Genomic DNA, 26,278 nt, shown 5'->3' with positions numbered 1-26,278 from the left:
CCCCAAGGGCGGCTGGAGGAAACATCGGGATGGCGCCGACGACCAGTGTGCGATAGTGCGTGATGTAGGGGAACAGGCGCCGGAGCGGCTTGAGCGAACGCCGGCGCTCGTCTGCGCTGGTGATTTGCGCCATCCCGATGTTTCCTCCAGCCGCCCTTGGGGTCTGCGCCTCAATATGCGCTTGCCGCGGCCTTGTGATTCAATTCCGGCTGATGTATAGGCTCGCCGACCGTTTTAGAAGCCGTGGCTCCTCAATAGCTGCGGCTTCGAGTTTTAAAAAGAGGCGCATCGACGCAGGCTTATGCCCGTCAGCCGCGCCGGCAAGCCAGGAACCGAGCCATGAAGAGCGCTATTCATCCCGATTACCACACCATCAAGGTCGTCATGACCGACGGCACCGAATACACGACCCGTTCGACCTGGGGCAAGGAAGGCGATACGATGAACCTCGATATCGACCCGACCACCCATCCGGCCTGGACCGGCGGCCAGCAGACCCTGCTCGACCGCGGCGGCCGCCTGTCGAAGTTCAAGAAGCGTTTCGAAGGTTTCGGCATCTAAGTGCATGTCGCCCAAAGTGCGAAGCGGTTTTGGGATAACGACTTGCACCAAGTAAGAACTTAAACCAAACGAGCTTTTTACAGATCAAAGACCCGCCCTTGTGGCGGGTTTTTTGTTACGGCGCGTTGCTACTCGGCCCGCAATTCCCTGAGCGCCATGCGCTTGTAGGCGGCGACCAGCCTGTCGCCCTCCTGGCGCTCGACGGAAATCGCCAGCCGCATGGCGGCCTCGCCCATTTGCCAGATGAGGAACGCCGTCGTTTCCAACGCCACCGGATCGGCTGCCGGCCGCAGCCGTTTCAGCACCGCGGTGAGGAATTCGGCGTTGGCCCGGCTGTCGGCGAGTTCGAGTTGGCGCAGCGCCTTGTCGGCTTGCGTGCCCGACCAGATGTCGCGCATCACCGGCTCGGCCAGGAACAGCCCGTAGTAGATATCAACCAGTTCCGAAAACGCCCGGCCGAGCCCTTCGGCGTCCCTGACACCAGCCAGTGCTGCCGAAATGCAGGACTGGCTTTCGGCGGTGTAGCGCTCGGCCAGCGCCCAGATGATCGCCCGCTTGTCCGGAAAGAACTGGTAGAGCGACCCGATCGACACCCCAGCGCGCTCCGCCACCTCCCCCATGCGCATGGCGTCGCTGCCTTGCTCGGCGATCAGCGCTGAGGCGGCAGTCAGCATGCGCTCGACCCGCTCGCGGCTGCGCTGCTGGCTCGGCGCCCGGCGCGGCGAAGCAATCTGCTCCCGCGCGGAAACCGGCGCGGCCGTGTCTTCCATGACTGACTCCAATGCCAGCAAAATCGCTTGACTCGCAAAATACGAGGGTTTATCACATTTTGCAAATGTGAGGATTATTCATATTTTAAATAGAGGAAACGGTTATGACTGACACGACAACCAAACCAATTCTGATCCTCGGCGGCACCGGCAAGACTGGCCGCCGTCTGGCCGAGCGGCTGACGGCGCACGACCTGCCGGTGCGGATCGGCTCGCGCTCCGGTACACCGCGCTTCGACTGGGAAGTCCCAGCGACCTGGGGACCGGCAATGCAAGGCGTCAGCGCCGTCTACATCAGCTACTATCCCGACATCGCCGTGCCGGGCGCCGCTGAAACCGTCGACGCCTTCGCCAGGCTCGCGGTGCAAAACGGTGTCACCCGACTGGTGCTGCTGTCGGGGCGCGGCGAAACGGAAGCCCAGCGCGCCGAAGAGATGCTGAAGGCCTCGGGCGCCGACTGGACCATCCTGCGCTGCGCTTGGTTCTCGCAGAACTTCAGCGAAGGCTTCTTCACCGAGTCCCTGGCTGAAGGCGAAGTGGCGTTGCCGATCGGCAATGTCGGCGAGCCCTTTGTCGATGCCGACGACATCGCCGACGCCGCCTTTGCCGTGCTGACGGAGCCAGGCCATGTCGGCCAGCTCTATGAGTTGACCGGGCCGCGGCTGCTGAGCTTCGCAGACGCGGTCGCCGAGATTGCCAAGGCGGCCGGACGCGACATCCGCTTTGTCAGGATCTCGCATGACGAATTCACTGCCGCTGTCGCGTCGCAGGACCTACCACCCGAATTCGGTTGGCTGCTCAATGAGCTGTTCACCCAGGTGCTCGACGGCCGCAACGAGTCGCTCACCGACGGCGTCCAGCGCGTGCTTGGTCGCCAGCCAAGAGACTTCTCCGCCTACGCAACGCAAACCACCGCAACCGGCATCTGGAGCAACTGACATGATCGCGAAGCTTCTCCCCACCCTCATCCTCATCGCCGCAATCGGCACAGGCGTCGTCGGTGGCGTCTTCTTTGCTTTCTCCAGCTTCGTCATGCCGGGCCTCGCCCGCCTGCCAGCCGCAAGCGGCATTGCCGCGATGAATTCCATCAACGTCACAGCGGTGACGCCGCTGTTCATGACGGCGCTGTTCGGCACGGCGCTCGTCTGCATTGTTGTCGCCATCGGTGCGGCGATCGGCTGGAGCCAGCCGGGCTCGCTCTGGCTGATTGCCGGCAGCCTGCTCTATCTCATCGGCATCGTGGTGGTGACGATGATCTTCAACGTCCCGCTGAACGATGCGCTCGCCGCCGTCAATCCGGCAAGCGGCAACGGTGCAACCGTGTGGTCGCGCTACCTCAATGAATGGGTGATGTGGAATCATGTCCGCACCATCAGCGGCATAGCCGCGCTGGCATCTTTCTGGTTCGCCGCGCGTTGACGACGATGGATGGAGCGACCGATGAAGGACTACGCAAATATGGCCTTCGGCATGGCCATCGGAGTTGGTGTCGGTGCCGCGATCGGCACCGCTCTGGATGATCTGCCGATGGGCGTTGCCGTGGGTATTGCGATTGGCGCCGCCGTCGGTGCGTGGCGACGCAAGTGACGGCAGCGCTCGCGACCCCTATGCCTTTGTCTTCCGATCGGAATGGCCGAGGTCGCGGTCCGGATCAATGACATCGCGGACCAGTTGCTTCAGTTTGGCCGCGTCCGGAAAGCCGCCGTCGCGCTTGCGATCCCAGACAAGCACGTCATTGCAGGAAATGGTGAAGATGCCGCCGGTGCCGGGCACCAGCGTCACTTCGCCAAGGTCCGTGCCGAAGGTCAACAGCAGCTCCTGCGCCATCCAGCCGGCGCGCAGCAGCCACTGACACTGCGTGCAATAGGTGATGCGGATGACCGGCAACGGCTTTTCGCTCGTGGCGGGTATAGCTCCGCTCATTTCGGACTGAGCTTCGCTCATGCCGCGCTGAGCTTGGCCATGGTCTCGTCGTCGACTTCGAAGTTGGCGTAGACGCTCTGCACGTCGTCGTCATCCTCGAGCGTGGCGACCAGCTTCATCAGCGACTGTGCCCGCTCCTCGTCGACCGGAACGTTGTTTTGCGGCCGCCAGATCGGCTTGACCGATTCAGCCTCGCCGAGTGCGCCTTCCAGCGCCTTCGACACTTCGCCCATGTTCTCAAAGCCGCAATAGATGGTGTGGCCTTCCTCGTCGGATTCGACATCGTCGGCGCCGGCTTCGATCGCCGCATCCATGATCTTGTCGGCGCTGCCGGCCGATGCCGGATAGTAGATCTCGCCGGCACGGTCCCACATGAACGACACCGAGCCCGTTTCGCCCATCGCGCCGCCGGCCTTGGTGAAGGCGGCGCGCACATTGGATGCCGAACGGTTGCGGTTGTCGGTCAGCGCCTCGACAATGACGGCGACGCCGCCCGGGCCATAGCCCTCGTAGCGCACGGCTTCGTAGTTCTCGGCATCGCCCATCGAGGCCTTGTTGACGGCGCGCTGGATGTTGTCCTTCGGCATCGACACCGCCTTGGCGTTCTGGATCGCCAGGCGCAAGCGCGGGTTCATCGACGGATCGGGCGTCCCGCTCTTGGCGGCGACGGTGATTTCGCGCGCCAGCTTGGAAAACATTTTAGACCGCACCGCATCCTGGCGGCCCTTGCGGTGCATGATGTTCTTGAACTGTGAATGGCCAGCCATGGCACCCCTGTCGTCTTCTCGGCTAGAGCATCCCGAAGCGAAGTGATCTGACCTCGTCTGCCGCAATGCCCGAATTCAAATTTCAGAGCGTCCCAGGTGCAACTCGTGGAAGCACGGCGTTCTCTGTCGGAATGGCCCGGCTTATAGATAAATCGGCTCAATTCGTCCAGCCGCACCACGCATGGGACCCGCCGACATGACCTGCTGCGGCCGCTCACGCCTCGAGGTCCGACTTCAGCCGGTCGATGATGCTGAGGGCATGCCCGGCATACTGGCTGATCCAGCGGTCGTGGATCTGCTTGATCGGCAGCGCGTTGAGATGGTTCCAGCGCTCGCGGCCGTCGCGCCGCGCAACGATCAGGTCGGCGTCCTCCAACACCTTGAGATGCAGCATCACGGTGCAGCGATCGATGTCGGGAAAGGCCTCGCACAGCATGCCGGTCGTCTTCGGCGTGTCCTTCAGCTGATCCAGCATTTCACGCCGGCGCGGATGCGCCAGCGCCTTGAAAACATTGTCGTCTTGCGATTGGCTTGACATGTTATGTTTCTATAACATATTGTTGGGCCGATCAAGGGAAGGAGTTGTGGATATGTCACTTGGATTCAGTGTCTCCGGACGCATCGGCAAGCCGGTCGCCGACGTCTTCGACGCGGTCGTCAATCCGAAGAAACTGAGCGGCTACTTCACCACGATCGGCGGCGCCAGCGCCCCGCTGGAAGCTGGCGCCGGCGTCGTCTGGTGGGGCAAGGTGCCGGTCGAGGTCGACGAAGTGGTCAAGGACAGCCGCATCGTGCTGCGCTGGGATGCCACCGACGCTGACGGCAAGCCGGCCTACAAGACCCGCATCGAGATGAATTTCGAGCCGCTCGACGATGGCGGCACCTTCGTCACCATCGCCGAGAGCGGTTGGCAGGAAGGCGCGGTCGGCCTGAAGAAGTCCTACCTCAATTGCGAGGGCTGGTCGCAGATGCTGGCCTGCATGAAGGCCTATGTCGAATACGGCATCAATTTGCGCGACGGCTACTACCGCAGCGAGATGAAGGGCGAACCCGCCAACGAGACTAATGTTTGAGCGACCCGATATCCGAGCAACAGAAGGAAGATGGAGACCTTGCGATGACGAAAGTATCGCCATTCCTGATGTTCGAGGGCAAGGCCGAAGAGGCAATGACCCTCTATTGCGAGACCATTCCCGGCAGCAGCGTGCTTGACGTCACGAATTACGGCCCCGGCGAAGACGGCCCGCAAGGAACGGTCAAGCTGGCGCGGGTGTCGATCGCTGGGCTGGAAGTCATGGTCTTCAATAGCCCCGTGCACCACGCCTTCACGTTCACGCCATCGGTCTCGCTCTATGTGGACTGTTCCTCAGAAGAAGAGCTGAACCGAATTGTCGGGACGCTGGGCAAGGACGGCGCGTTCCTGATGCCACCGGACAATTACGGCTTCAGCCGCCGTTTCGCATGGCTCAACGACAGGTTCGGGGTCTCCTGGCAGATAAATCTCGCATGACCAGCCTGAGCAAAGGCGACAACAGCCGAACACGACAACGGAGCCAGCTATGACCACGAAAATCACCGGCGGCATCAACATCGCCATGAAGGTACCGCCGCACCAATATGAGGCGACGATCGCCTTCTACCGCGACGTCGTCGGCCTGAAGCCGTTCACAGACAAAGCACCGGCCATCGGCTTCGAGCTTGGCCCCAACCGCCTGTGGATCGATGAGGCGCCGATGATGAGCCAGGCCGAGGTGTGGCTGGAGCTGTTCACCAAGGATTTCCCCATGGCTGCGGATCATTTCGCCAAGGCCGGTGTTGTGCGTTGCGACGCCATTGAGCCCTTGGGCGAGGGCTTCCGCGGCGGCTGGATCACCAACCCTGCCAACATTATTCACATGCTGCGCGAACCGGACGCCTGGTGAGCGCCGAACCCCGAAAGGAGCATCCGATGGACATCCGCGAAAAGCCAACCGCCGAAGCCGGCATGCTGATCCGGCGGCCTGTCGCCGATGTGTTCGAGGCCATCGTCGATCCGGCCATAACCACAAAATTCTGGTTCACCCATGGCAGCGGCCGGCTGGACAGCGGCAAGCAAGTCCTCTGGGAGTGGCGCATGTACGGTGTCTCGACGACCGTCGACGTCAGCGAGATCGTCGCGAATGAAAAGATCGTCATGCAATGGAGCGATCCGCCGACCGCGGTGGTCTGGACCTTCACCGAAATGCCCGACGAGACGACCTTTCTCGAGGTTCGCAATTTTGGCTTCGCCGGGGATGGCGACGAGCAGGTGAAAGAGGCCGTCGGCTCAACCGGCGGCTTCACGCTGGTGCTGGCCGGCGCCAAGGCGTGGCTGGAACAGGGCCTGACGCTCGGCCTGATCGGCGACCGTCACCCGAAGGGCGTGCCAGGACATTAGGTATTCAGGGTCTGCCTCAATGCCCGCCGCCCGACTTCTTACGTCGCCGCGCCAGCATGTTGAGCCCCTCGACCAATGCCGAAAAGCCCATCGCCGCATAGATGTAGCCCTTGGGCACATGGTAGCCCATGCCGTCTGCGATCAGCGTCATGCCGATCATCAGAAGGAAGCCCAGCGCCAGCATGACGATGCTCGGGTTCTTGGCGATGAAGTTGGCCAGCGGCCCGGCCGCCAGCATCATCACGGTGACCGCGACGATCACGGCGATGTACATGATGGCGATCTCGTCGGTCATGCCGACGGCGGTGATGATCGAATCGATCGAGAAGACCAGGTCGAGCAGCAGGATCTGGAAGATCGCGCCGGCAAGGCTGATCTGCAGCGTCTCGCCCATCATCGTATCCTTGTGGTCGTCGGGATCGACGGTGTGATGGATCTCCTTGGTCGCCTTCCAGACCAGGAACAGGCCGCCGGCGATCAGGATCAGGTCGCGCCAGGAAAAACCGTGACCGAAGGCCGTGAACACCGGCGTGGTCAGCTGGACGATGATCGAAATGGTGGCCAGCAGCACCAGCCGCATGATCAGGGCCGCCGAGATGCCGAGCCGGCGGGCACGGGCCCGTTGTGCTTCCGGCAGCTTGTTGGTCAGGATCGAGATGAAGATCAGATTGTCGATGCCGAGCACGACCTCGAGCACAATCAGCGTCAGCAGCGCGACCCAGGCCGTCGGGTCGGAAACAAATTGAAAATGCGGCGCCAGGAATTCGATGAGCTGCATGGAGGTCGTCCCCTCTTTTAACGATCTAGAGCAGTGTCGCCGGCAGTTAGGTACTAAGCGTGCCTATATCAATGTCACGACCAGAAGGACGGTGCGGTTTCCTCCAGCCGTGGCCCGCGACGAAACGGCGCAATCCGCTCGGTCAGCCCTGTGCGGTCTGAAATATCGACGCCGACGCCGCACAAAGTCGCCGGTCCGGTCGCCGCCTCGAAGCGGCCTTTCGGCACCTTCGACAGGAACCGGTTGAGCGGCTCCTCCTTGTCCATGCCGAGCGAGGAATCATAGTCGCCGCACATGCCGGCGTCGGACATATAGCCGGTACCGCCGTTGAGGATCTGGTGATCACCCGTCGGCTGGTGGGTGTGGGTGCCGATGACGAGGCTGGCGCGGCCGTCGACGAAATGCGCGAAGCACATCTTTTCCGAGGTCGCCTCGGCGTGGAAGTCGATAATCACGGCATCCGCCTGCTCGCCGAGCGGACAGGCGGCAAGCTCGCGTTCGCCGGCCTGGAACGGATCGTCGAGCTCGGGATGCATGAACACCCGGCCCATGATGTTGGCGACCAGCACGCGCGCGCCGCTCCTGGCGATATAGACACCGGAGCCGCGCCCGGGCGTGCCCTTGGGAAAGTTGGAGGGACGCAGGAAGCGCTCTTCGCGCGGCGCGAAGGCGAGCGCGTCGCGCTGGTCCCAGACATGATTGCCGGTGGTGACGACATCGGCACCGGCCGCGATCGTCTCGCGAAAGATCTCTTCGGTGATGCCGAAGCCGCCGGCGGCGTTCTCGCCGTTGACGATGACGAAATCGAGTTTGAAGTCGGAGATCAGTCCGGGCAGCTGTTCCCACACCGCCGTGCGTCCTGTCTTTCCAACCATGTCACCGAGGAAGAGAAGTCTCATATGATCCCGCACCGAAGGTCAGCGAAAGCTGCATGACGCCAGTGAAGATCATGCGTCCCTTGTACTTATCTACAATTTTGGCGCGAAGCGGCGCAACCCGCTCTCGGTGAGTATTTCCGCAATGACGACGTCATGTTCCTCATCCGGCACCATTGCCACCTCCTGGCAGTCGAAGGCGATGCCGACCAGCCGCGGCGGCCGGCCCCTGTCGATCAGCTTGGCGATGGCGCGGTCGTAATAGCCGGCACCGTAGCCGATGCGATGGCCGCGCGCATCGAAAGCGGCGAGCGGCACCAGCATCACCGAGGGGTCGAGCACCTCGGCTTCCTCGTGGGGGCCGACCGTGCCGAAACCCATCTCGACCATCGGCGCGCCGCGCACCAGTTCGCGAAAGACGATCGTGGTCTTGTCGAGAATGGCCGGCAGGCAAAGCCGTGCGCCCTTTTCGCGCAAGGCAAACATCAGCGGCCGAACGTCGACTTCCGAACGCATCGGCCAAAAGCCGGAAACGATCTGGCCCGGCTCGACGTGGAGATGATCGCGCGCCGTCTCCGCCATTTCAAGCGCGACCTCCACCCGCCAGAACTCATCGAGCGCGTTGCGGCGTCCGAGGGCCTCACGGCGAAGCTGCTTTTTCAGGTCTTTGAGAGAGGTCATTCAGCCAGGGTAGAAAAGGTCAGATCTGGATGGAGTTTTGGGAGCGACGTTTTCCACCGCAATCATCCACCGAAATGCGGGACGCGTGGCAGTAAGTGACGATCCACACAACCGGTGGAGAGAGCGATCCCGGGAACCTACAAAGTAGGTGGGCGCCGTGTGAGAAAACCCACGGGTCTTCCCAGGGACAGCTCCCTAAGGATCGTTAAGGCCCCGGGGAAAATGTTCTCCTGCCGGGAAGCACAGACCGTCCCACCCAATATAGGCTGCCGGCCGGCTAAGCGCCAGTGAGACGGGCATATGTTTCCATCAGGGTTCAAGCCCATTCGCCGCGGCCGGCGCACCCTTGCACAGGGTGAGCCGCGTCCTTACGGTTGCCATGACCAACCGAGGAGCAAGAATGCGTTTCGAAGGCACGGCGGCCTATGTCGCCGACAAGGATCTGATGGTGGCCGTCAACGCGGCGATCGCGCTGGAGCGGCCCTTGCTGGTCAAGGGCGAGCCAGGCACTGGCAAGACGGAACTCGCCCGCCAGGTGGCTGCTGCACTCGGCGTCGACCTCATCGAATGGCACGTCAAGTCGACGACGCGGGCGCAGCAGGGCCTGTACGAATATGATGCCGTCTCGCGGCTGCGCGACAGCCAGCTTGGCGACGAGCGCTTCAACGACATCAGGAACTACATCAAACGCGGCAAGCTCTGGGAGGCGTTCGCCGCCGGCAGGAAGATCGTGCTTTTGATCGACGAGATCGACAAGGCCGACATCGAATTCCCCAACGACCTCCTGCAGGAACTCGATCGGATGGAGTTCTTCGTCTACGAGACCGGCGAAACCATCCGCGCCGCCGTCAGGCCGATCGTCATCATCACCTCCAACAACGAGAAGGAGTTGCCGGACGCGTTCCTGCGCCGCTGCTTCTTCCACTACATCCGCTTTCCCGACGTCGACACGCTGCACCGAATCGTCGATGTCCACTATCCCGGCATCAAGCAGAACCTGGTGCGAGCGGCGCTGACCCAGTTCTACGAAATCCGCGACGTGCCCGGCTTGAAGAAGAAGCCGTCGACCTCCGAAGCGCTCGACTGGATAAGGCTGTTGGTCGCCGACGACATCGCGCCGGAAGATCTGCGCGCCGATCCGAAGAACGCCCTGCCCAAGTTGCATGGCGCATTGCTGAAGAACGAGCAGGACGTGCATTTGTTCGAGCGGCTGGCGTTCATGGCACGAAGGCAGCAATAGGTCAGCAGCAGCGCTTTCCCTCCTGTGGACCGTTGCCCGCAGCCGAACAGGCAGGCAGCCTCGGCCAAACCTTCAGAGGAGATGACATGTCTGAGATTATCGTCCGCCCGCTCGCGCAGTCCGACCACGCCGATTGGCGGCGGCTGTGGACCGACTACCTCACCTTCTATGAGACGAAGCTGCCGGAAGAGGTCTACGCCATCACCTGGAAGCGGCTGTTCACCGAGGGTGAGTTCGAGCCGGAAGGCTTCATCGCCACGCTGGACGGCAAGGCGGTTGGGCTCACCCACTATCTCTACCACCGCTCCGGCTGGTCGGAAAAAAACAACTGCTATCTGCAGGACCTGTTCGCCGACCCTGACGTGCGCGGCAAGGGCATCGGCGCTGCGCTGATCGAGGCGGTGAAAGAGGAAGCCGAAAAAGTTGGCGTCAAGAACGTCTACTGGATGACGCACGAGACCAACACCACCGCGCGCAAACTCTACGACCATGTCGCGCGCCGCACCGGCTTCATCGAGTATGATCTGCTGTAGATAGACAATGTTCATCCCCTTCTTCCTCGAACTGAAGGCCGCGCGTGTTCCCGTTTCGCTCAGGGAATATCTGTCGCTGCTGGAGGGGCTGGAAGCCGGGCTGGTCGACTACGACGTCGAAGGCTTTTATTACCTCGCCCGTGCGGCGTTGGTGAAGGACGAGCGCCACATCAACCGCTTCGACCAGGTGTTTGCCCATGTCTTCAAGGGCATCGAAGCACTGGGCGGGCCGGATGCCGTCGATGTCGCCAATATCCCTGAGGAATGGTTGCGCCGCCTCGCCGAAAAGCACCTGAGCGACGAAGAGAAAAAACTGGTCGAGGCGCTGGGCGGTTTCGAGAAACTGATGGAAACCTTGAAGCAGCGGCTGCAGGAGCAAAAAGGCCGCCACCAGGGCGGCTCGAAATGGATCGGCACCGGCGGCACCTCGCCTTTCGGCGCCTATGGCTACAATCCCGAAGGTGTGCGTATCGGCCAGCATGAAAGCCGCAACCGCCGCGCGGTGAAGGTGTGGGACAGACGTGAGTTCAGGAATTTCGACGATGCCGTCGAACTCGGCACCCGCAACATCAAGATCGCGCTGAAGCGCTTGCGTCGCTGGGTGCGCGAAGGCGCCGAGGAGGAATTCGACCTGCCCGGCACTATCCACGCCACCGCCGAACATGGCTATCTCGACGTGCAGACGCGGCCCGAACGGCGCAACGCGGTGAAGCTTTTGATGTTCTTCGATGTCGGCGGCTCGATGGACGACCACATCAAGAGCGTCGAGGAGCTGTTCTCGGCCGCCCGCGCCGAATTCCGCCAGCTCGAATATTTTTATTTCCACAACTGCCTCTATGAGGGCGTGTGGAAGGACAATCGCCGCAGGCATGCCGAGGTGATTTCGACCTTCGACCTGCTTCACAAATACGGTCCGGACTACAAGGTGATCGTCGTCGGCGACGCCTCGATGAGCCCTTACGAGATCGCTCACCCCGGCGGTTCGGTCGAGCACTGGAATCCGGAGGCAGGCAGCGTCTGGCTCGGCCGCCTGCTGCAGCAATGGCCGAACGCGGTATGGCTGAACCCCGAAGACCCCAAGAACTGGGGCTACACCCATTCGATTGCGATGATCCGCGACATCTTCGGCGGCCGCATGTTCCCGCTGACGCTGGCCGGGCTCGAAGGCGCGACCAAGCAGCTTTCAAGGAAGCATTAGTTGTCAGAGGTGCGGAACCATCACCTCAGAGACCATCAATCGTGAAAGTTAGCGCCGCCCCTCACTGTCCTGCCGGACATCTCTCCCCGTAAACGGGGCGAGAGGGCCTGGCCGCAACGCCGGCGCCTTTCTTGCAACGCTGACAATTGGCGAAATCGCGGACGACAGGGCCCCTCGCCCCGTTTACGGGGAGAGGATGCCGGCAGGCAGGTGAGGGGCGGCGCAGACGCCTGAAGAAGGGGGAATTCAACCTTGGAACGTCAGACACTGGGCAGTCGTGTAACAAATGCCTATCTTGACGCGAATATCCGGTTGCAATCAACAACGAGCCGGCAAGGCTGAGGAGATCACATGGACACCCACACCTACCCTGTAACCCGCACCGACGCCGAATGGCGCGCCCGGCTGACGTCGGAGCAGTATGCCGTCATGCGCGGTCACGGCACCGAGCGGCCGGGAAGCTGCGCTTTGCTCTACGAGAAGCGCGCCGGCACCTTTTCCTGCGCCGGCTGCGACCAGCCCTTGTTCGAATCCAAGCTGAAGTTCGAGAGCGGCACCGGCTGGCCGAGCTTCAACGACCCGGTGCCGGGCTCGGTCGAAAACACCATGGACCGCAGCTACGGCATGGTTCGCACGGAATGCCATTGCGCCCGCTGCGGCAGCCATCTCGGCCATGTCTTCGAGGACGGCCCGCCGCCGACCGGCCTGCGCTATTGCATCAACGGCGTGGCGCTGAAATTCGAGCCTTCGGCCTGAGCCATCCGGGTTCGACACTATGAAAGGGCGGCATCTGTCGCCCTTTTCGTTTAAGTATCCGTTGCCCCCCTCTGGGCAGACGATCAGACCACGATCATCGCCACCAGCCACAGCGTAGCGCCCAGCGTCATCATCCAGGCCTTGGCACCGGGTATCTTTTCGGTGGTCCGCCACACCGCCAAGGTCAGGAACAGGCTGTAGGGCACCGACGCGAAATGCACTGCCAGCACAAGCCCGAGCGGCAACTTCAATCCGAGCAGAACGAGCGCCAGCACCGATGCGGCGATGCTGACCGCGGTGCCGACGAGGACAAGGTCGCGCCAGAACAGCCGGTCGAGCGGCACCTGGCCTTGCCAGCGTGAGCGGAAAAAGGAGCCGATACCTTCTGGCAACACCGGATGTCTATCCCTGCCCCAGGACTTCGGTTACGGCACGCTCGAAGCGCGAACATTCGGTCACCAGCCAGTCGGCCATGGCTGGCCAGTTATCCTCGGCATAGCAGTTCACCCGCCACATCGAATTGATGCCGAGATCCTCGCAACTCTGTTCCGGCCTGAGCTTCAGCCTGGCCTCGATATCAGGCTGGAACGGCTTCAGCCGCGACCACGCCTGCGTGGCGCCGAACTTCTCGTTGCGGCCGAAGAAGACGCCGACCTGACTCTGCGCCGGCGCGACATACATGGAAAGGACCAAGGCGAAGTCGGGCAGCCCGCGCTGCCAGAACCAGGGTCCGCGCCTCGCCATCGAAGCCGTTTCTTCCGGATGCCGCTCGGCGAACAGCGTCCAGAAGCCGCGCTGGCGGAATTCAGAGGCGCGGCGGGCGCCGAAGTCGAATTCGCTCATGGCTCAAACCGTATCTCCGGCAACCGCGTCGGTGCCGGGGCCGGCTAGTCTTACACCATGCCGAGTGCGGCCTTGTACAGATCGAGGATGGTTTCCTCTTCCTGACGCTCGGCCTGGTCCTTCTTGCGCAGCCGGATGATCGTGCGCATCGCCTTGGTGTCGAAGCCGGTGCCCTTGGCCTCGGCGAACACTTCCTTGATATCGTCGGAAATGGTTTTCTTCTCTTCCTCGAGCCGCTCTATGCGCTCGATGAAGGCACGCAGCTGGCCGGCGGCAACAGTCTGGCTGGTATCGGTGATATCGTCGGCCATATTTTTCTCCAAAAGCATCGGCTCCGCGACTCGCGGACGACTGCGGCAAAATTTGAGCCGGTTCGATGCCCGACCGGCGGCGGCGGGTCAAGCCGTTATCGACCAAGCCGCGCGGGCTGCCGCCAGAAGCCGACAACCAGTCCGTTTTGCGAACTCTAATTGAAAGCGATCAGCAGATCCTTGGCATCGATCTGGTCGCCTGCCTTGACCAGCACCTCGGCGACCGTGCCGTCGCGCTCGGCATGCAGCGCCGTCTCCATCTTCATCGCTTCGATGGAAAGCAGCACGTCACCGGCCTTCACAGCCTGGCCGGCAGCCACCGAAAGCGCCGAGACGACGCCCGGCATCGGTGCGCCGACATGCGCCTCGTTGCCGGGTTCGGCCTTGCGGCGGGCCTTGGCGGCGGACGCGCCATGCGCCCGGTCGGGCACCTTGACACGACGCGGCTGGCCGTTGAGCTCGAAGAACACGGTGACCATGCCCTTCTCGTCGACATCGCCGATGGCCAGGCAGCGCACCACCAGCGTCTTGCCCTTCTCGATGTCGACGAAGATCTCGTCTTCCGGCTTCATGCCGTAGAAATAGGTCGGCGTCGGCAGGACGCTGACCGGCCCATAGGTTTCCTGCGCGCCGGCGAAATCCGTGAACACCTTCGGATACATCAGCCACGAGGCGAATTCGAACTCCGACAGCTTGCGCTCGAGCTTTTCCTCGATTTCCTTGCGGTTGGCCTTGAGGTCGGCTGGCTTGAGCAGCGAACCGGGCCGCACCGTGATCGGCTTGTCGCCCTTCAGCGCCTTCCTCTGCAGCGCCGTCGGCCACCCGCCTGGCGACTGGCCAAGATCGCCGCGCAGCATCGAGACGACCGAGTCCGGAAAGGCGATATCCTTGTCCGGGTTTTCGACATCGGCAACGGTCAGGTCCTGACTGACCATCATCAATGCCATGTCGCCGACGACCTTGGAGGACGGCGTCACCTTGACGATGTCGCCGAACATCAGATTGACGTCGTGATAGGTCTGCGCCACCTCGTGCCAGCGCGTCTCCAGTCCGAGCGAGCGCGCCTGTTCCTTCAGATTGGTGAACTGCCCGCCCGGCATCTCGTGCAGATAGACTTCCGAAGCCGGCCCCTTGAGGTCGCTTTCGAAGGCGGCGTACTGGTTGCGCACCGCTTCCCAGTAGAACGAGATCTTCCTGATCCATTGCGGGTCGAGACCGGGGTCGCGTTCTGTGCCCTTCAGCGCCTCGACGAGCGAGCCAAGGCATGGCTGCGAGGTGTTGCCGGAGAAAGCATCCATCGCCGCGTCTATGGCGTCGACGCCGCTTTCCACCGCCGCCAGCACCGTCGCCGCCGACAGGCCCGACGTGTCGTGGGTGTGGAAATGGATCGGCAGGTCGGTCGCCTCGCGCAGCTCCTTGAACAGCACGCGTGCCGCCGCCGGCTTCAACAGTCCGGCCATGTCCTTGACGGCGATGATGTGGGCGCCGGCCGCCTGCAATTCCTTGGCCAGGCCGACATAGTATTTGAGGTCGTATTTCGCCCGCGCCGGATCGAGGATGTCGCCGGTATAGCAGATCGCCGCTTCGATCAGCTTGCCCTCGGCGCCGACCGCATCCATGGCGACGCGCATGTTGTCAACCCAGTTCAGGCAATCGAAGACCCGGAACAGGTCGATGCCACCGCTTGCTGCCTGCTTGACGAAATGCTGCACGACATTGTCGGGATAGTTGGTGTAGCCGACGCCATTGGCGCCGCGCAGCAGCATCTGCAACAGCAGATTGGGCGCCGCCTCGCGCACCAGCGACAGCCGCTCCCACGGATCCTCGGTGAGGAAGCGCATGGCGACGTCGAAGGTGGCGCCACCCCAGCATTCCAGCGATAGAAGCTGCGGCAAGGCACGCGCATAGGTACCGGCGATGCCGGCAATGTCATGCGTTCGCACACGGGTGGCGAGCAACGACTGGTGGCCATCGCGCATCGTCGTGTCGGTGACCAGCACTTGCCTCTGATCGCGCATCCAGGCGGCGAACTTCTCCGGCCCGAGCACATCCAGCTTCTGCTTGCTGCCGCCGGGCACATTGCCGTTGAGGTAAGGCACCACGGGTGCGGCCGCATCGGCCTTCGGCTGCGGCCGGCCGCGCGTCTCGGGATGGCCGTTGACGCTGACGTCGGCGAGATAGTTGATGAGCTTGGTGGCGCGGTCCTGGCGCTTGACCTGCTGGAACAGTTCCGGCGTCGTGTCGATGAACTTGGTCGTGTAGGAATTGTCGGCGAAGCTCGGATGGTTGATGATCGCTTCGAGGAAGGTCAGGTTGGTGGCGACGCCGCGGATGCGGAACTCGCGCAGCGCCCGGTTCATGCGGGCGATGGTCTCGGCCGGCGTCGGCGCCCACGCCGTCACCTTCTCCAGCAGCGGATCGTAGAAGCGGGTGATGACAGCGCCCGAATAGGCGGTGCCGCCATCGAGGCGGATGCCGAAGCCTGTTGCGCCGCGATAGGCGGTGATGCGGCCGTAATCGGGGATGAAATTGTGTTCGGGATCTTCCGTGGTGATGCGGCACTGCAGCGCGTGGCCGTTCAGCCTTATGTCCTTCTGCGCCGGCACGCCTGATTCCGGTGTGCCGATGGCAAAGCCGTCGAGGATGTGGATCTGCGCCTTGACGATGTCGATGCCGGTGACCTGCTCGGTGACGGTGTGCTCGACCTGGATGCGCGGATTGACCTCGATGAAATAGAATTTGCCGGTGTCGGCATCCTGCAGGAACTCGACCGTGCCGGCGCCGATGTAACTGGTCTCGCGGGCGATCTTCAGCGCATGGCCGCAAAGCTCCTCGCGCTGCGACATTTCGAGATAGGGCGCCGGCGCTCGCTCGACGACCTTCTGGTTGCGGCGCTGGATCGAACAGTCGCGCTCGAACAGGTGCACCGCATTGCCGTGGGTGTCGCCCAGCACCTGCACCTCGACATGGCGGGCGCGTTCGATCAGCTTTTCAAGATAGACCTCGTCCTTGCCGAAGGCGGCTTTCGCCTCGCGCTTGCCCTCGGTGACTTCACGGGCAAGGTCGGCTTCGGCGCGGATGGCGCGCATGCCGCGGCCGCCGCCGCCCCATGACGCCTTCAGCATCACCGGATAGCCGATTCCCTTGGCCAGTTTCTTGACCGCCTCCATGTCATCCGGCAACGGATCGGTGGCGGGGATCACCGGCACCCCGACCTCGATGGCGAGATTGCGCGCCGCGACCTTGTTGCCGAGCCGCCGCATTGTGTCCGGCTTCGGCCCGATGAAGGTAATGCCGGCTTCGGCACAGGCGTCGGCGAATTCGGGACTTTCCGACAACAATCCGTAGCCGGGATGAATAGCATCGGCACCCGACAGCCTGGCGACGCGGATCACCTCCTCGATCGACAGATAGCTTTCGATCGGCCCCATGTCCCGGGTCAGATGCGGCCCGCGTCCGACCTGGTAGCTCTCGTCGGCCTTGAAGCGATGCAGGGAGTATTTGTCTTCCTCGGCCCAGATCGCCACGGTTTTGAGGCCGAGTTCGTTGGCCGCGCGAAAAACGCGAATGGCGATTTCGGACCGGTTGGCGACGAGGATCTTCGTGATGGCCAAGGACTGGGCTCCAGCAACGGAAGGAAGAGAAATCGGCGCAATGATTAGCGTGAAAATGCTGCAGTGCAAACAAAATTGACGTGCGTTTAAACCGATTGAAATGGAATCATTGCGCCAGAAGCCCTTCGCATTCATCCGAACAGCAAGAAAAGCGCCGGCTTTGCAGTTAGCGCACGATCATTCACCGGCTAAGGACCCGGCTCTGTCGGCCGCCCCCTGAACGTGATGGGAAAAGAAAATGCCCGGCGCGAGGCGCCGGGCATCCGTAAACGGTCTGGAGACTGACGCTTACATCTTCTGGATGTAGGTGTACTTGCCGTCGTCGCCCTTCTTCCATTCGTACATGACGTAGCCGGGCAGCGTCGGGTCGCCCTTGGCGTCATAGGACAGGTCGCCGAGCACGGTCTTGAACGGGCCGTTTTCATGCAGCGCCTTGGCAACTGCCTGCGGGTCGTTCGACTTGGCAACGGTCGCTGCTTCGGCAAGCGCCTGCACGGCAGCGTAGGCGTAGAGCGTATAGGCTTCCGGCTCGAAACCCTGCGCACGGAACTTCTCGACGAGTTCCTTGTTGGCAGGGATCAGGCGCGGATCCGGGCCGAACGTGTTGAGCGTCCCCGCAACCGCGTCGCCCGCGATCGAAGCCAGCTCGTTCGACACGATGCCGTCGCCGGAAATCAGCGTCGCCTTGAGGCCCTGGTCGGCCGCCTGGCGGATGATCAGGCCGGCTTCGGTATGCAGGCCGCCCCAATAGATGATGGAAACGCCGGCTTCCTTCATCTTGGCGATCAGCGCCGAGAAGTCCTTGTCGCCGACATTGATGCCTTCGTACATGACTTCCGTCACGCCGGCGGCGTTCATCGCCTTCTTGGTTTCGTCGGCAAGGCCCTGGCCGTAGGTGGTCTTGTCGTGCACGACGGCGATCTTGGCGTCCTTGAAGTTTGCGGCGAGATAAGCGCCGGCGATGCTACCCTGCTGGTCATCGCGCCCGCAGGTGCGGAACACGTTCCACAAGCCGCGCTCGGTGAGCTGCGGGTTGGTGGCAGCCGGGGTGATCTCGACGATGTTGTTTTCCGCATAGACTTCCGACGCCGGGATCGAGACGCCCGAGTTGAAGTGGCCGACCACGAACTTGACGCCGTCGCCGACGAACTTGTTGGCAACCGAGATGCCCTGCTTCGGATCGGAGACATCGTCGCCGACTTCGAGCTTGATCTGCTCGCCGTTGATGCCGCCCTTGGCATTGATGTCGGCGACAGCCGCTTCCGCACCCTTCTGAAGCTGTGCGCCGAAGGCGGCATTCGGACCGGTGATCGGGCCGGCAACGCCGAACATTACATCGGCCCACGCGTTGCCGCCGAACGCGACAAGCGCGGTCAGGGCTACGGCGGACAAAAGTGACTTTTTCATTTAAACGCTCCCATTTACGGAGTGGGCGTGGATGAAGCTTTCATGCGATGCCCACCCTTATCGCAGAAAGCATAGTTTGCCGATTTTCAGGCACTTGTCACGCCGATTCAATTCCGAGGCGGCGTTAATGAACGTCAACCTTTCGGTTTCCAGCTCAAGATTGAAGCTCTTTCGTAGAGCCAATTATACTGTGTCACCATCTGGTTGGTGCGCGTGTATTGATAGCCGACGAAGCCGAGGATCATCAGCACGATGGTGTCGACGACATAATAGTGCAGCGAGAACATGGTGCCGCCGAACAGCGCGTGATGGATGAAGCGGATCGCGATGCCGAGGCCCAGCATATAGGCGAACAGCTGGATGAAGCTGCGCCACGTCTGAGCACTGGCCTTGCCCGTCATCCACGCCGCCCAGCCGCCGAGCAGACAGGTGACGAAGAAGAACTGCCAGATCGAGGGTTCCTCATAAAGAATGCCCTGCATGGTGAAGTCTCCTTAGCATGACCCCGAAAAGTTGCGGACTTTCCGGACAAGATCATGCGACAAACAAACAATCTGGAGCAGAATGGCGGATGCACGCATTCCGCTCCGAACTCAGTGGTGCCCGCCTTCGAGATAGGCGGCGCGCACTTCCGGATTGGCGAGCAGCTCCTTGCCGGTGCCGCTCATCGTCACATTGCCATTGACCATGACGTAGCCGCGCGTGGCGAGCTTGAGCGCGCCGAAGGCGTTCTGCTCGACCAGGAACACGGTCAGCCCCTGGGTGCGGTTCAGTTCGCGGATGGCGTCGAATATCTGCTTGACGATCAGCGGCGCGAGACCCAGCGACGGCTCGTCGAGCAAAAGCAGCTTCGGCCGTGCCATCAGCGCGCGTCCGATCGACAGCATCTGCTGCTCACCGCCCGACAGCGTGCCGCCGCGCTGGGTGATGCGCTCTTTCAACCGCGGGAACAGCGTGAACACCTTCTCGACGTCCTCGTCATAGTGCTTGAGGTTGTCGAGGCTGGCGCCCATCTGCAGGTTTTCCATCACCGTCATGCGCGGAAATATCCGCCGGCCCTCGGGCGACTGGGCAATGCGCATGCGCGCGATCTCGTGCGTCGGCATCTGGGTGATGTCGGTGCCAGCAAAGGTGATGGTGCCGGCGCGAGCGCGCGGCGCGCCGAAAATAGTCATCATCAGCGTCGACTTGCCGGCGCCGTTGGCACCGATCAGCGCCACGATCTCACCTTCCTTCACAGTGACATCGACGCCGTTCAGCGCCCGGATGTTGCCGTAATAGGTCTGCACGCCCTTGATATCGAGCAGCGTTGTCGCGGCCATCATTTACGCCCTCCGCGCGGCTTGGCTGTGGGAGGTTTCGCGGCCGGCTTGGCCTTCACCCGCTCGGACGGCTTTCTGGGCGCGGCATTGGCTCTTGCGTCGACTTGACCCGCCTTTGATGCGCCCTTGGCGACCGTAACCCGCTCACCTGAACTGTGGCCCACCGTGTCGGTCACCGGCCCGGCGAGATAGGACGACGATGTCCCCGGACCATGCGCGGCATCCGGCCCTGTATCGAGCTGTTCGATGACATCTTCGTCGCCGACTTCGGTAAGGACCGCTTCGACTTCCTCGTCGTCGACGCCGAGATAGGCGGCGATGACGCGCGGATCGGTGCGCACCGACTGCGGACTGCCGTCGGAGATCTTGCGGCCGTACTCCAGCACCACGACATGGTCGGAGATCTGCATGACCACCGACATGTCGTGCTCGATCAACAGGATCGAGGTACCGGATGTGTTCTTGATGTCGATCAGCAGCTCGTTCAGCGCCGCCGATTCCTTCGGATTGAGGCCGGCCGCCGGTTCGTCGAGGCACAGAAGCTCGGGTCCCGTGCACATGGCGCGAGCGATCTCGAGGCGGCGCTGCGCGCCATAGGGCAGGTCGCCGGCCGGGTCGTCGGCACGGTCGACAAGATCGGCCTTTTCCAGCCAATGCTTGGCGAGTTCCACCGATTCGGCCGAAGCCTTGCGATAGCCGCTGAAGCCGAACAGGCCGAGGACCGTGTAGCCCGATGCCTTCATCAGTTTGTTGTGCTGGGCGACCAGCAGGTTCTCCAGCAGGGTCATGCCGGAGAACAGGCGGATGTTCTGGAAGGTGCGCGCCACCTTGGCGCGCGCCGGGATCTCATGGTTGGGCAGCCGCTCGAGCAGGAAGGTCGAACCATCGTTCCGGTTGAGCGTGATCATGCCTTCCGACGGCTTGTAAAAGCCGGTGATGCAGTTGAACACCGTGGTTTTGCCGGCGCCGTTAGGGCCGATCAGCGCGGTGATCTCGCCGCGCTTGGCGGCGAAAGACAGATCGCCGATGGCCACAAGGCCACCGAACTTCATCGACAGATGATCGACCTGCAGGATAGCGTCGTTCACGCCGGAATTGGCCTTCTGAACAGGGTTCGCATTCATCAGCCGTGTCCTTCCTTGGTGAAGGAGCTTGAGACAGCCTTTCGCTCCTTGAGGAAGGCGGTTGGTTCACGACTGCCGACGAAGCCGCGCGGCTTCCACAGCATGACGATGACCATGGCCATGCCGAACAGAAGCATGCGGTAGAGTTCCGGTGTGAAGTCCGGCCCGAAGACCTGCTTGAGGAAGTCGAGTTCGCGCAATGCCTCGGTGCCGCCGATCATCACCATTGCGGCGACCGCGATGCCGACCAGCGAACCCATGCCGCCGAGAACGACGATGGCCAGGATGATGGCCGATTCCAGGAAGACGAAGGATTCCGGGCTGACGAAGCCCTGCCGTGCGGCGAAGAACGCGCCGGCGAAGCCGCCGAACATCGCACCCGTGGCGAAGGCTGTGAGCTTCGTGGTGGTGGTGTTGATACCGAGCGAGCGGCAGGCGATCTCGTCCTCCCGCAACGCTTCCCACGCACGGCCGACCGGCATGCGCCGCAGCCGGATGGTGACGAAGGCTGTCAGCAGCGCCAGCGCCAGGATCAGGTAATAGAGGAAGATCTTGTAGTAAGCGCTCGATGTCGCCAGATGCAGCACCTTGGCGATGTAATTGGGGTCCGACACGTTGAAGGTCATCAGGCCGAAAAAGGTGACCTTCGGGATGCCGGAAATACCGGCCGAACCGTTGGTCACCTCGCGCCAGTTGATCAGCACCAGGCGGATGATCTCACCGAAAGCCAAGGTGACGATCGCCAGATAGTCGCCGCGCAGGCGCAGCACCGGGAAGCCGAGCAGCACGCCCCAGAAGGCGGCCATGGCGCCGGCGGCCGGCAAAAGGATCCAGAACGACAGGCCGTACTGCGTGCCGAGCAGCGCATAGGCATAGGCGCCGACCGCGTAAAAGGCGACATAACCGAGGTCGAGCAGGCCGGCGAGGCCGACGACGATGTTCAGGCCCCAGGCCAGCATCACATAGATCAGGATCTGGATGCCGAAATTGTCGACCCATTTCAGCGAGCCTTGCAGCCCGCCGACGAACGACCAGGACATCAGCGACAGGATCGCCACCACCAGGATCGGATAGAGGATCAGCGCGGCAATGCCGAGTTTGGTGAAGTTGGCATGGATGAAGCCCCGGAAATAATAGATCACGCAGGCCAGCACATAGATGACCGCCAGGGCGCGCAGGAATTGCACATAGCCCGCCGGCTCCGCTCCCACCCATCCGACGAGAGAACTGTTGACCGCAAACAACACCACCGCCGCGACCAAGGCCACGATGAAGGCCGGCAATTGGAAGAAGCGTGACGCCACGCTGGCCGGCAGCAGACCGGTGGCGACGTCGGTGATCTTCTGGTTGGCCAGGAAAGGCTGGCCATAAGCGACATAGAGGAAGCGCCCGATGGCCGTGGCGATCACCACGGCGGCAAGCAGGCCCCAGCGCGTCGTCAGGACCAGTTCATTGGAAATGTTCTGGCCGGTCTTCAGGCCGATGAACAGCACGAACAGGCCGAACGATATGGCAGCGGCATAAAGTGACTCGCGCAACGCGCGCTGCATAGGCGTGGCGACGGTGTCGCGCTCCGGAGATACGGTGACGGCCATGGTCTCAGACCTTTTCGACTTCTGGCCGGCCCAATATGCCGGAAGGCAGGAAGATCAGCACGATGGCCAGGATCGAGAACGCCGCGACGTCCTTGTAGTCGATCGAGAAATATGCCGACCACATGCTCTCGATGAAGCCGATCATCAGCCCGCCAACCACCGCGCCCGGCAACGAACCAATGCCGCCCAGCACCGCCGCCGTGAAGGCCTTCACGCCCGGCGTGAAGCCATCCGAGAAGGCAATGACGCCGTAATACATCAGGAACAAAGTGCCGGCGACCGCGGCAAGGGCCGCACCCATGATGAAGGTGATCGAGATCGTGCGGTCGACATCGATGCCGAGCAGCGCCGCCATCTTGCGGTCCTGCTCACAGGCCCGTTGCGCTCGCCCGAGCGAGGTCTTGTTGACCAGATACCAGAACAGCGCCAGCAGCAGCGCCGTGACGACGACGATGATGATCTGCTTCAGCGACACGCTGATGCCGTTGATGTTGTAAACCTGGCTGACCATCGGCGGGATCGGCTTGTTGCGGGGACCCTGCGTCACCTGGACGAAGTTCGACAGCGCGATCGACATGCCGATGGCAGTGATCAGCGGGGCCAGTCGGAACGAACCGCGCAGCGGCCGGTAGGCGACTTTTTCGATTGTCCAGTTGTAGAGGCTGGTGAGCAGCATCGCCACGATCATCATGATCAGCAGCGCCAGCACAACCGGCACGGAATAGAACAGCGCGCCAAGGGCGAGGAAGACGATCAGAGCCGTGAAGGCACCCACCATGAAGATGTCGCCATGGGCGAAATTGATCATGCCGATGATGCCGTAGACCATCGTGTAGCCGATCGCGATCAGCCCATAGATCGATCCCAGCGTCAGCCCGTTGATAAGCTGCTGGACAAAGTACTGCATGTGTACATGGCTCCCCTGGAATGTCGCCCATGCAGACGCATTCCTTTTCGTATTTCCCCTAGTCGTAAAGTTTCGAGCCCGGATTGCAACGTCATTTTTCAATCGTCATGCGTGTTTTCGAAGCACGCTGTCCGATTGCCCGTTTTCCATCATCCGGCCCCTGGACTATCGCGGACCCTACCATTGGCATAACGCAATGTCTTTGACGATTCGACCGCATCATGCGCTCCGTTTCGAAGAAATCGCCGTCAAAATTAGGTGATGAAAGGAATCGTTGCGTTTTTGGCACGATCCGTTTTTCAAGCCGTCGCTTTCCGCAAGGTCAGGATTCCCATCACTTGACAACAAATCCGTGCGCGAACGGGTCGCGGTCGTCGATGAAGATGGTGTTCAGCCCGGTCATCCGCGCCCAGCCGCCGATAGAGGGAATGATGGCCGGCTTGCCGGCGACGGTGACATCCTTTTCGACCTTGCCCTTGAACAGCGAACCGATGATCGATTCATGGACGAAGCTGTCGCCGGCCTTGAGTTTGCCCTTGGCATGAAGCTGCGCCATGCGCGCCGAGGTGCCGGTGCCGCAGGGCGAGCGGTCGATCGCCTTGTCGCCGTAGAACACGGCATTGCGGGCATCCGCGCCATCCACCGTCGGCGCACCGGTCCACAGCATGTGCGACAGCCGGTTGATGCCCGGGTTCTCGGGATGGACGAAGGAATATTTCTCGTTGAGCCGCTGGCGCACCACCGGGCTCCAGGCGATGAAGTCGCCCGCCGAATAATCGGCCATGTCGCGATAGTTCTTCTGTGGCTCGACGATGGCGTAGAAGTTGCCGCCATAGGCGACATCGACGGTGATTTCGCCGAGCCCGGGGCATTCGACCGTCAGCCCCTCGGCATGGAGGAAGGACGGCACATTGGTGATGCGCACCTCCTCGACATAGTCGCCGACCTGCTTGTATTCAGCGATGACAAGTCCGGCCGGCGTGTCGAGCCGAAGCACGCCCGGCGTCTTCGGCTTGATCAGACCGTGCTCGATCGCCATCGTCACCGTGCCGATCGTGCCATGGCCGCACATCGGCAGGCAGCCGGAGGTTTCGATGAACAGGATGGCGATGTCGCAATCCTCGCGCGTCGGCGGATAGAGGATCGAACCGGACATCACGTCGTGGCCGCGCGGCTCGAACATCAGGCCGGTGCGGATCCAGTCATACTCGGCCAGAAAATGCGCACGCCGCTCCATCATCGTCGCGCCCTGCAGCAGCGGGCCGCCCCCAGCGACCAGCCGCACCGGATTGCCGCAGGTGTGGCCGTCTATGCAGAAGAAGGATTTCTTGGCCATGACGCTCCTCGAAAATCAAAAACACGAAAAAATCAAAATCGTTGCGGACTGAAGGGGGCCAGATCGATCGGCGGAGTCTGCCCCAGGACAAGATCCCTGATCAACCGTCCGGTGGCCGCCGCCTGGGTCAGGCCGAGATGGCCATGGCCGAAGGCATAGACCACCGACCGCTTTCCCGGCGCGCCGCCGATGACGGGCACTGAATCCGGCAGCGAGGGACGGAACCCCATCCATTCGCGCCCGCCCGAGGGATCGAGCCCCGGCAGGAATTTCTGCGCCTTCTGCAGCAGCGCCTTTGACCTGGCATAATTGGGCGGCCGCTCGATGCCGCCGAGCTCGACGGCGCCGCCGACGCGCAGGCCCGTTGCGAGCGGCGTGACGACGAAGCCATGGCCGGAGAAGATCAGCATCCGCTTCACGTCGAAGGCACTCGTCGGCAACGTGGTGTTGTAGCCGCGCTCGGTCTCCAGCGGAATGCGATCGCCGAGTTGCTTCGCCAGCAGATGCGACCATGCGCCTGCTGCGACGACGAGGTGTCGCGCCTGTCTGGTCGTGCCGTCTGCCAATGTCAGCGTCGCACCATCCTGATCCGCCGCGACTTGGCCGATCCGGGCCATCTCAAAGCGGGCACCCTTGCTTTGTGCGTAGGCCCACACCGCCTTGCCCAGCAGTTTCGGGTCGGCGACCGTCTTCCATCCCGGCACGAACGTGCCTTTGATGAAGCGCGGCGACAGCCCCGGCTGCAAGGCGGCCAGCTCCTCGCCCTCGACATGGCGGAAACCGATGCCGAAACGCTCACGCGCCGCCCAGCCGGGCAGCCCGGCCTGGAACTCGGCTTCGCTTTCATAGAGCTCGAGCGAGCCATCCTCGCGCAGCATCGACCGCGTACCGGAGCGATCGAGCAAGCCCATCCACTCCGCCTCGGCGAGCTTCATCATGCCCGCCTGAGCGGCAAGGCTCGCCTCGTATTTCCCCGGCGCACCGGCGCGCCAGAAGCGGATCAGCCAGGGCAGAAGCCTCGGCAGATAGGCGGGCGGAATGCTGAGCGGGCCAAGCGGATCGGCCAGCCATTTCGGCAGCTGCCGGATCATGCCCTTGTGGGCCAGCGGCAGCACATCGGAAAAGGCAAAGGCGGCGGCGTTGCCGGAGCTCGTCTCCTCGCAAATGCCTGTGCGGTCGAAGACGGTGACCCTGCGTCCGGCCTCGGCGAGAGAAGCGGCTGCACAGATGCCGATGATGCCGCCACCGATGATGGCGATGTCCAAGCCTTCTCCCCGTTCACGGGGAGAAGGTGCCCGAAGGGCGGATGAGGGGCGGCGCA

General features: G+C 62.4%; 30 protein-coding genes, 1 other RNA gene and 1 pseudogene. 12 read left to right on the top strand and 20 right to left on the bottom strand.

Annotated features, from left to right (window positions below; all coding sequences use genetic code 11):
* Positions 1-339: 339 nt before the first annotated feature.
* Positions 340-561, top strand: coding sequence for a 50S ribosomal protein L31 (gene rpmE / locus EOB59_RS25110; protein ID WP_023811830.1), 222 nt, complete (start codon positions 340-342; stop codon positions 559-561).
* A gap of 128 nt (positions 562-689) precedes the next feature.
* Here rpmE and EOB59_RS25105 read toward each other — a convergent pair whose 3' ends face one another.
* Positions 690-1,331 carry a TetR/AcrR family transcriptional regulator gene (locus EOB59_RS25105; protein ID WP_128289475.1) on the bottom strand — a complete coding sequence of 214 codons (642 nt, stop codon included), beginning with the start codon at positions 1,329-1,331 and terminating at the stop codon, positions 690-692.
* Between the two features lie 104 nt (positions 1,332-1,435).
* Between EOB59_RS25105 and EOB59_RS25100 the strand changes: the two genes are divergently transcribed.
* From EOB59_RS25100 to EOB59_RS25090, 3 genes are read left to right on the top strand one after another with little or no spacing between them, the layout of a single operon-like run.
* Entirely contained in the window at positions 1,436-2,269 is an 834-nt protein-coding gene (locus EOB59_RS25100) for an NAD(P)H-binding protein (protein WP_127398427.1), read from the top strand.
* A 1-nt stretch (position 2,270) separates the two neighbouring features.
* A complete protein-coding gene (locus tag EOB59_RS25095) occupies positions 2,271-2,750 on the top strand; it encodes an anthrone oxygenase family protein (protein WP_127809004.1) in 480 nt (159 codons plus the stop codon).
* A 21-nt stretch (positions 2,751-2,771) separates the two neighbouring features.
* Positions 2,772-2,918: a hypothetical protein gene (locus EOB59_RS25090; RefSeq protein ID WP_127398423.1), complete on the top strand. Its 147-nt coding sequence runs from the start codon at positions 2,772-2,774 to the stop codon at positions 2,916-2,918.
* An 18-nt stretch (positions 2,919-2,936) separates the two neighbouring features.
* Here the strand turns inward: EOB59_RS25090 and EOB59_RS25085 are convergent, their stop codons facing one another.
* From EOB59_RS25085 to EOB59_RS25075, 3 genes are all read right to left on the bottom strand, one after another.
* Positions 2,937-3,254, bottom strand: a complete 318-nt coding sequence (locus EOB59_RS25085) for a SelT/SelW/SelH family protein (RefSeq protein ID WP_164895741.1) — start codon at positions 3,252-3,254, stop codon at positions 2,937-2,939.
* A gap of 17 nt (positions 3,255-3,271) precedes the next feature.
* Entirely contained in the window at positions 3,272-4,021 is a 750-nt protein-coding gene (locus EOB59_RS25080; protein ID WP_023811824.1) for a YebC/PmpR family DNA-binding transcriptional regulator, read from the bottom strand.
* 214 nt (positions 4,022-4,235) lie between these two features.
* Complete coding sequence (locus tag EOB59_RS25075) at positions 4,236-4,559, bottom strand: helix-turn-helix domain-containing protein (protein ID WP_127809002.1); 324 nt, start codon at positions 4,557-4,559, stop codon at positions 4,236-4,238.
* A gap of 52 nt (positions 4,560-4,611) precedes the next feature.
* On the opposite strand from EOB59_RS25075, the gene EOB59_RS25070 reads away from it, so the two are divergent.
* The 4 genes from EOB59_RS25070 to EOB59_RS25055 are packed head-to-tail and all read left to right on the top strand — an operon-like array spanning position 4,612 to position 6,437.
* Positions 4,612-5,094: an SRPBCC domain-containing protein gene (locus EOB59_RS25070; RefSeq protein ID WP_128289474.1), complete on the top strand. Its 483-nt coding sequence runs from the start codon at positions 4,612-4,614 to the stop codon at positions 5,092-5,094.
* A 44-nt stretch (positions 5,095-5,138) separates the two neighbouring features.
* Positions 5,139-5,531 carry a VOC family protein gene (locus EOB59_RS25065; protein WP_127319138.1) on the top strand — a complete coding sequence of 131 codons (393 nt, stop codon included), beginning with the start codon at positions 5,139-5,141 and terminating at the stop codon, positions 5,529-5,531.
* Positions 5,532-5,580: 49 nt separating this feature from the next.
* Entirely contained in the window at positions 5,581-5,943 is a 363-nt protein-coding gene (locus tag EOB59_RS25060) for a hypothetical protein (RefSeq protein ID WP_127269214.1), read from the top strand.
* A 26-nt stretch (positions 5,944-5,969) separates the two neighbouring features.
* On the top strand, positions 5,970-6,437 hold the full coding sequence (locus tag EOB59_RS25055) for an SRPBCC family protein (protein ID WP_127397996.1): 468 nt from the start codon (positions 5,970-5,972) through the stop codon (positions 6,435-6,437).
* Between the two features lie 16 nt (positions 6,438-6,453).
* On the opposite strand, the gene EOB59_RS25050 is transcribed toward EOB59_RS25055, so the two are convergent.
* The 4 genes from EOB59_RS25050 to ssrS form a co-directional block, all read right to left on the bottom strand.
* Positions 6,454-7,215: a TerC family protein gene (locus EOB59_RS25050; RefSeq protein ID WP_127269216.1), complete on the bottom strand. Its 762-nt coding sequence runs from the start codon at positions 7,213-7,215 to the stop codon at positions 6,454-6,456.
* 74 nt (positions 7,216-7,289) lie between these two features.
* The gene (locus tag EOB59_RS25045) at positions 7,290-8,114 is read right to left on the bottom strand and encodes a YmdB family metallophosphoesterase (RefSeq protein ID WP_127319132.1); all 825 of its coding nucleotides are present in this window, start codon (positions 8,112-8,114) and stop codon (positions 7,290-7,292) included.
* Between the two features lie 69 nt (positions 8,115-8,183).
* Entirely contained in the window at positions 8,184-8,771 is a 588-nt protein-coding gene (locus EOB59_RS25040) for a 5-formyltetrahydrofolate cyclo-ligase (protein WP_127397998.1), read from the bottom strand.
* Between the two features lie 96 nt (positions 8,772-8,867).
* Positions 8,868-9,023: non-coding RNA, 6S RNA (ssrS, locus tag EOB59_RS25035), on the bottom strand.
* A gap of 148 nt (positions 9,024-9,171) precedes the next feature.
* Between ssrS and EOB59_RS25030 the strand changes: the two genes are divergently transcribed.
* From EOB59_RS25030 to msrB, 4 genes are all read left to right on the top strand, one after another.
* Positions 9,172-10,011: a MoxR family ATPase gene (locus EOB59_RS25030; RefSeq protein ID WP_127808998.1), complete on the top strand. Its 840-nt coding sequence runs from the start codon at positions 9,172-9,174 to the stop codon at positions 10,009-10,011.
* Positions 10,012-10,097: 86 nt separating this feature from the next.
* Positions 10,098-10,544, top strand: a complete 447-nt coding sequence (locus EOB59_RS25025) for a GNAT family N-acetyltransferase (protein WP_128289473.1) — start codon at positions 10,098-10,100, stop codon at positions 10,542-10,544.
* 7 nt (positions 10,545-10,551) lie between these two features.
* The gene (locus EOB59_RS25020) at positions 10,552-11,742 is read left to right on the top strand and encodes a VWA domain-containing protein (protein ID WP_128289472.1); all 1,191 of its coding nucleotides are present in this window, start codon (positions 10,552-10,554) and stop codon (positions 11,740-11,742) included.
* A gap of 351 nt (positions 11,743-12,093) precedes the next feature.
* Positions 12,094-12,498 carry a peptide-methionine (R)-S-oxide reductase MsrB gene (gene msrB / locus EOB59_RS25015; protein WP_128289471.1) on the top strand — a complete coding sequence of 135 codons (405 nt, stop codon included), beginning with the start codon at positions 12,094-12,096 and terminating at the stop codon, positions 12,496-12,498.
* Between the two features lie 83 nt (positions 12,499-12,581).
* Here the strand turns inward: msrB and EOB59_RS25010 are convergent, their stop codons facing one another.
* The 12 genes and pseudogenes from EOB59_RS25010 to EOB59_RS24955 all read right to left on the bottom strand — a co-directional run bounded on the left by EOB59_RS25010 (position 12,582) and on the right by EOB59_RS24955 (position 26,222).
* Positions 12,582-12,893 carry a hypothetical protein gene (locus EOB59_RS25010; protein WP_127270382.1) on the bottom strand — a complete coding sequence of 104 codons (312 nt, stop codon included), beginning with the start codon at positions 12,891-12,893 and terminating at the stop codon, positions 12,582-12,584.
* A gap of 7 nt (positions 12,894-12,900) precedes the next feature.
* Positions 12,901-13,341, bottom strand: a complete 441-nt coding sequence (locus EOB59_RS25005; protein ID WP_128289470.1) for a hypothetical protein — start codon at positions 13,339-13,341, stop codon at positions 12,901-12,903.
* A 50-nt stretch (positions 13,342-13,391) separates the two neighbouring features.
* Complete coding sequence (locus EOB59_RS25000) at positions 13,392-13,652, bottom strand: DUF2312 domain-containing protein (protein WP_013529099.1); 261 nt, start codon at positions 13,650-13,652, stop codon at positions 13,392-13,394.
* Between the two features lie 155 nt (positions 13,653-13,807).
* Complete coding sequence (gene pyc / locus EOB59_RS24995) at positions 13,808-17,266, bottom strand: pyruvate carboxylase (protein ID WP_127808995.1); 3,459 nt, start codon at positions 17,264-17,266, stop codon at positions 13,808-13,810.
* 288 nt (positions 17,267-17,554) lie between these two features.
* Complete coding sequence (locus EOB59_RS24990) at positions 17,555-18,673, bottom strand: branched-chain amino acid ABC transporter substrate-binding protein (protein WP_127382923.1); 1,119 nt, start codon at positions 18,671-18,673, stop codon at positions 17,555-17,557.
* A gap of 134 nt (positions 18,674-18,807) precedes the next feature.
* The gene (locus EOB59_RS24985) at positions 18,808-19,155 is read right to left on the bottom strand and encodes a DUF6867 family protein (protein ID WP_127320415.1); all 348 of its coding nucleotides are present in this window, start codon (positions 19,153-19,155) and stop codon (positions 18,808-18,810) included.
* A gap of 111 nt (positions 19,156-19,266) precedes the next feature.
* A complete protein-coding gene (locus EOB59_RS24980; RefSeq protein ID WP_127296224.1) occupies positions 19,267-19,995 on the bottom strand; it encodes an ABC transporter ATP-binding protein in 729 nt (242 codons plus the stop codon).
* Between the two features lie 89 nt (positions 19,996-20,084).
* Positions 20,085-21,119: pseudogene (locus tag EOB59_RS24975) on the bottom strand (ABC transporter ATP-binding protein); the annotation flags it as partial.
* On the bottom strand, positions 21,119-22,714 hold the full coding sequence (gene livM / locus EOB59_RS24970) for a high-affinity branched-chain amino acid ABC transporter permease LivM (protein ID WP_128289469.1): 1,596 nt from the start codon (positions 22,712-22,714) through the stop codon (positions 21,119-21,121). The pseudogene EOB59_RS24975 and the gene livM, both read right to left, overlap by 1 nt.
* Before the next feature lie 4 nt (positions 22,715-22,718).
* Positions 22,719-23,621: a branched-chain amino acid ABC transporter permease gene (locus EOB59_RS24965; protein ID WP_013529092.1), complete on the bottom strand. Its 903-nt coding sequence runs from the start codon at positions 23,619-23,621 to the stop codon at positions 22,719-22,721.
* Positions 23,622-23,955: 334 nt separating this feature from the next.
* Entirely contained in the window at positions 23,956-24,957 is a 1,002-nt protein-coding gene (locus tag EOB59_RS24960) for a 4-hydroxyproline epimerase (protein WP_127808993.1), read from the bottom strand.
* A gap of 32 nt (positions 24,958-24,989) precedes the next feature.
* Complete coding sequence (locus tag EOB59_RS24955; RefSeq protein ID WP_127808992.1) at positions 24,990-26,222, bottom strand: FAD-binding oxidoreductase; 1,233 nt, start codon at positions 26,220-26,222, stop codon at positions 24,990-24,992.
* Between the last annotated feature and the right edge of the window lie 56 nt (positions 26,223-26,278).

It is taken from the genome of Mesorhizobium sp. M7A.F.Ca.MR.176.00.0.0, from assembly GCF_004023165.1.
GTDB lineage: Bacteria > Pseudomonadota > Alphaproteobacteria > Rhizobiales > Rhizobiaceae > Mesorhizobium.
This window is presented reverse-complemented; position numbering and strand designations above follow the sequence as displayed.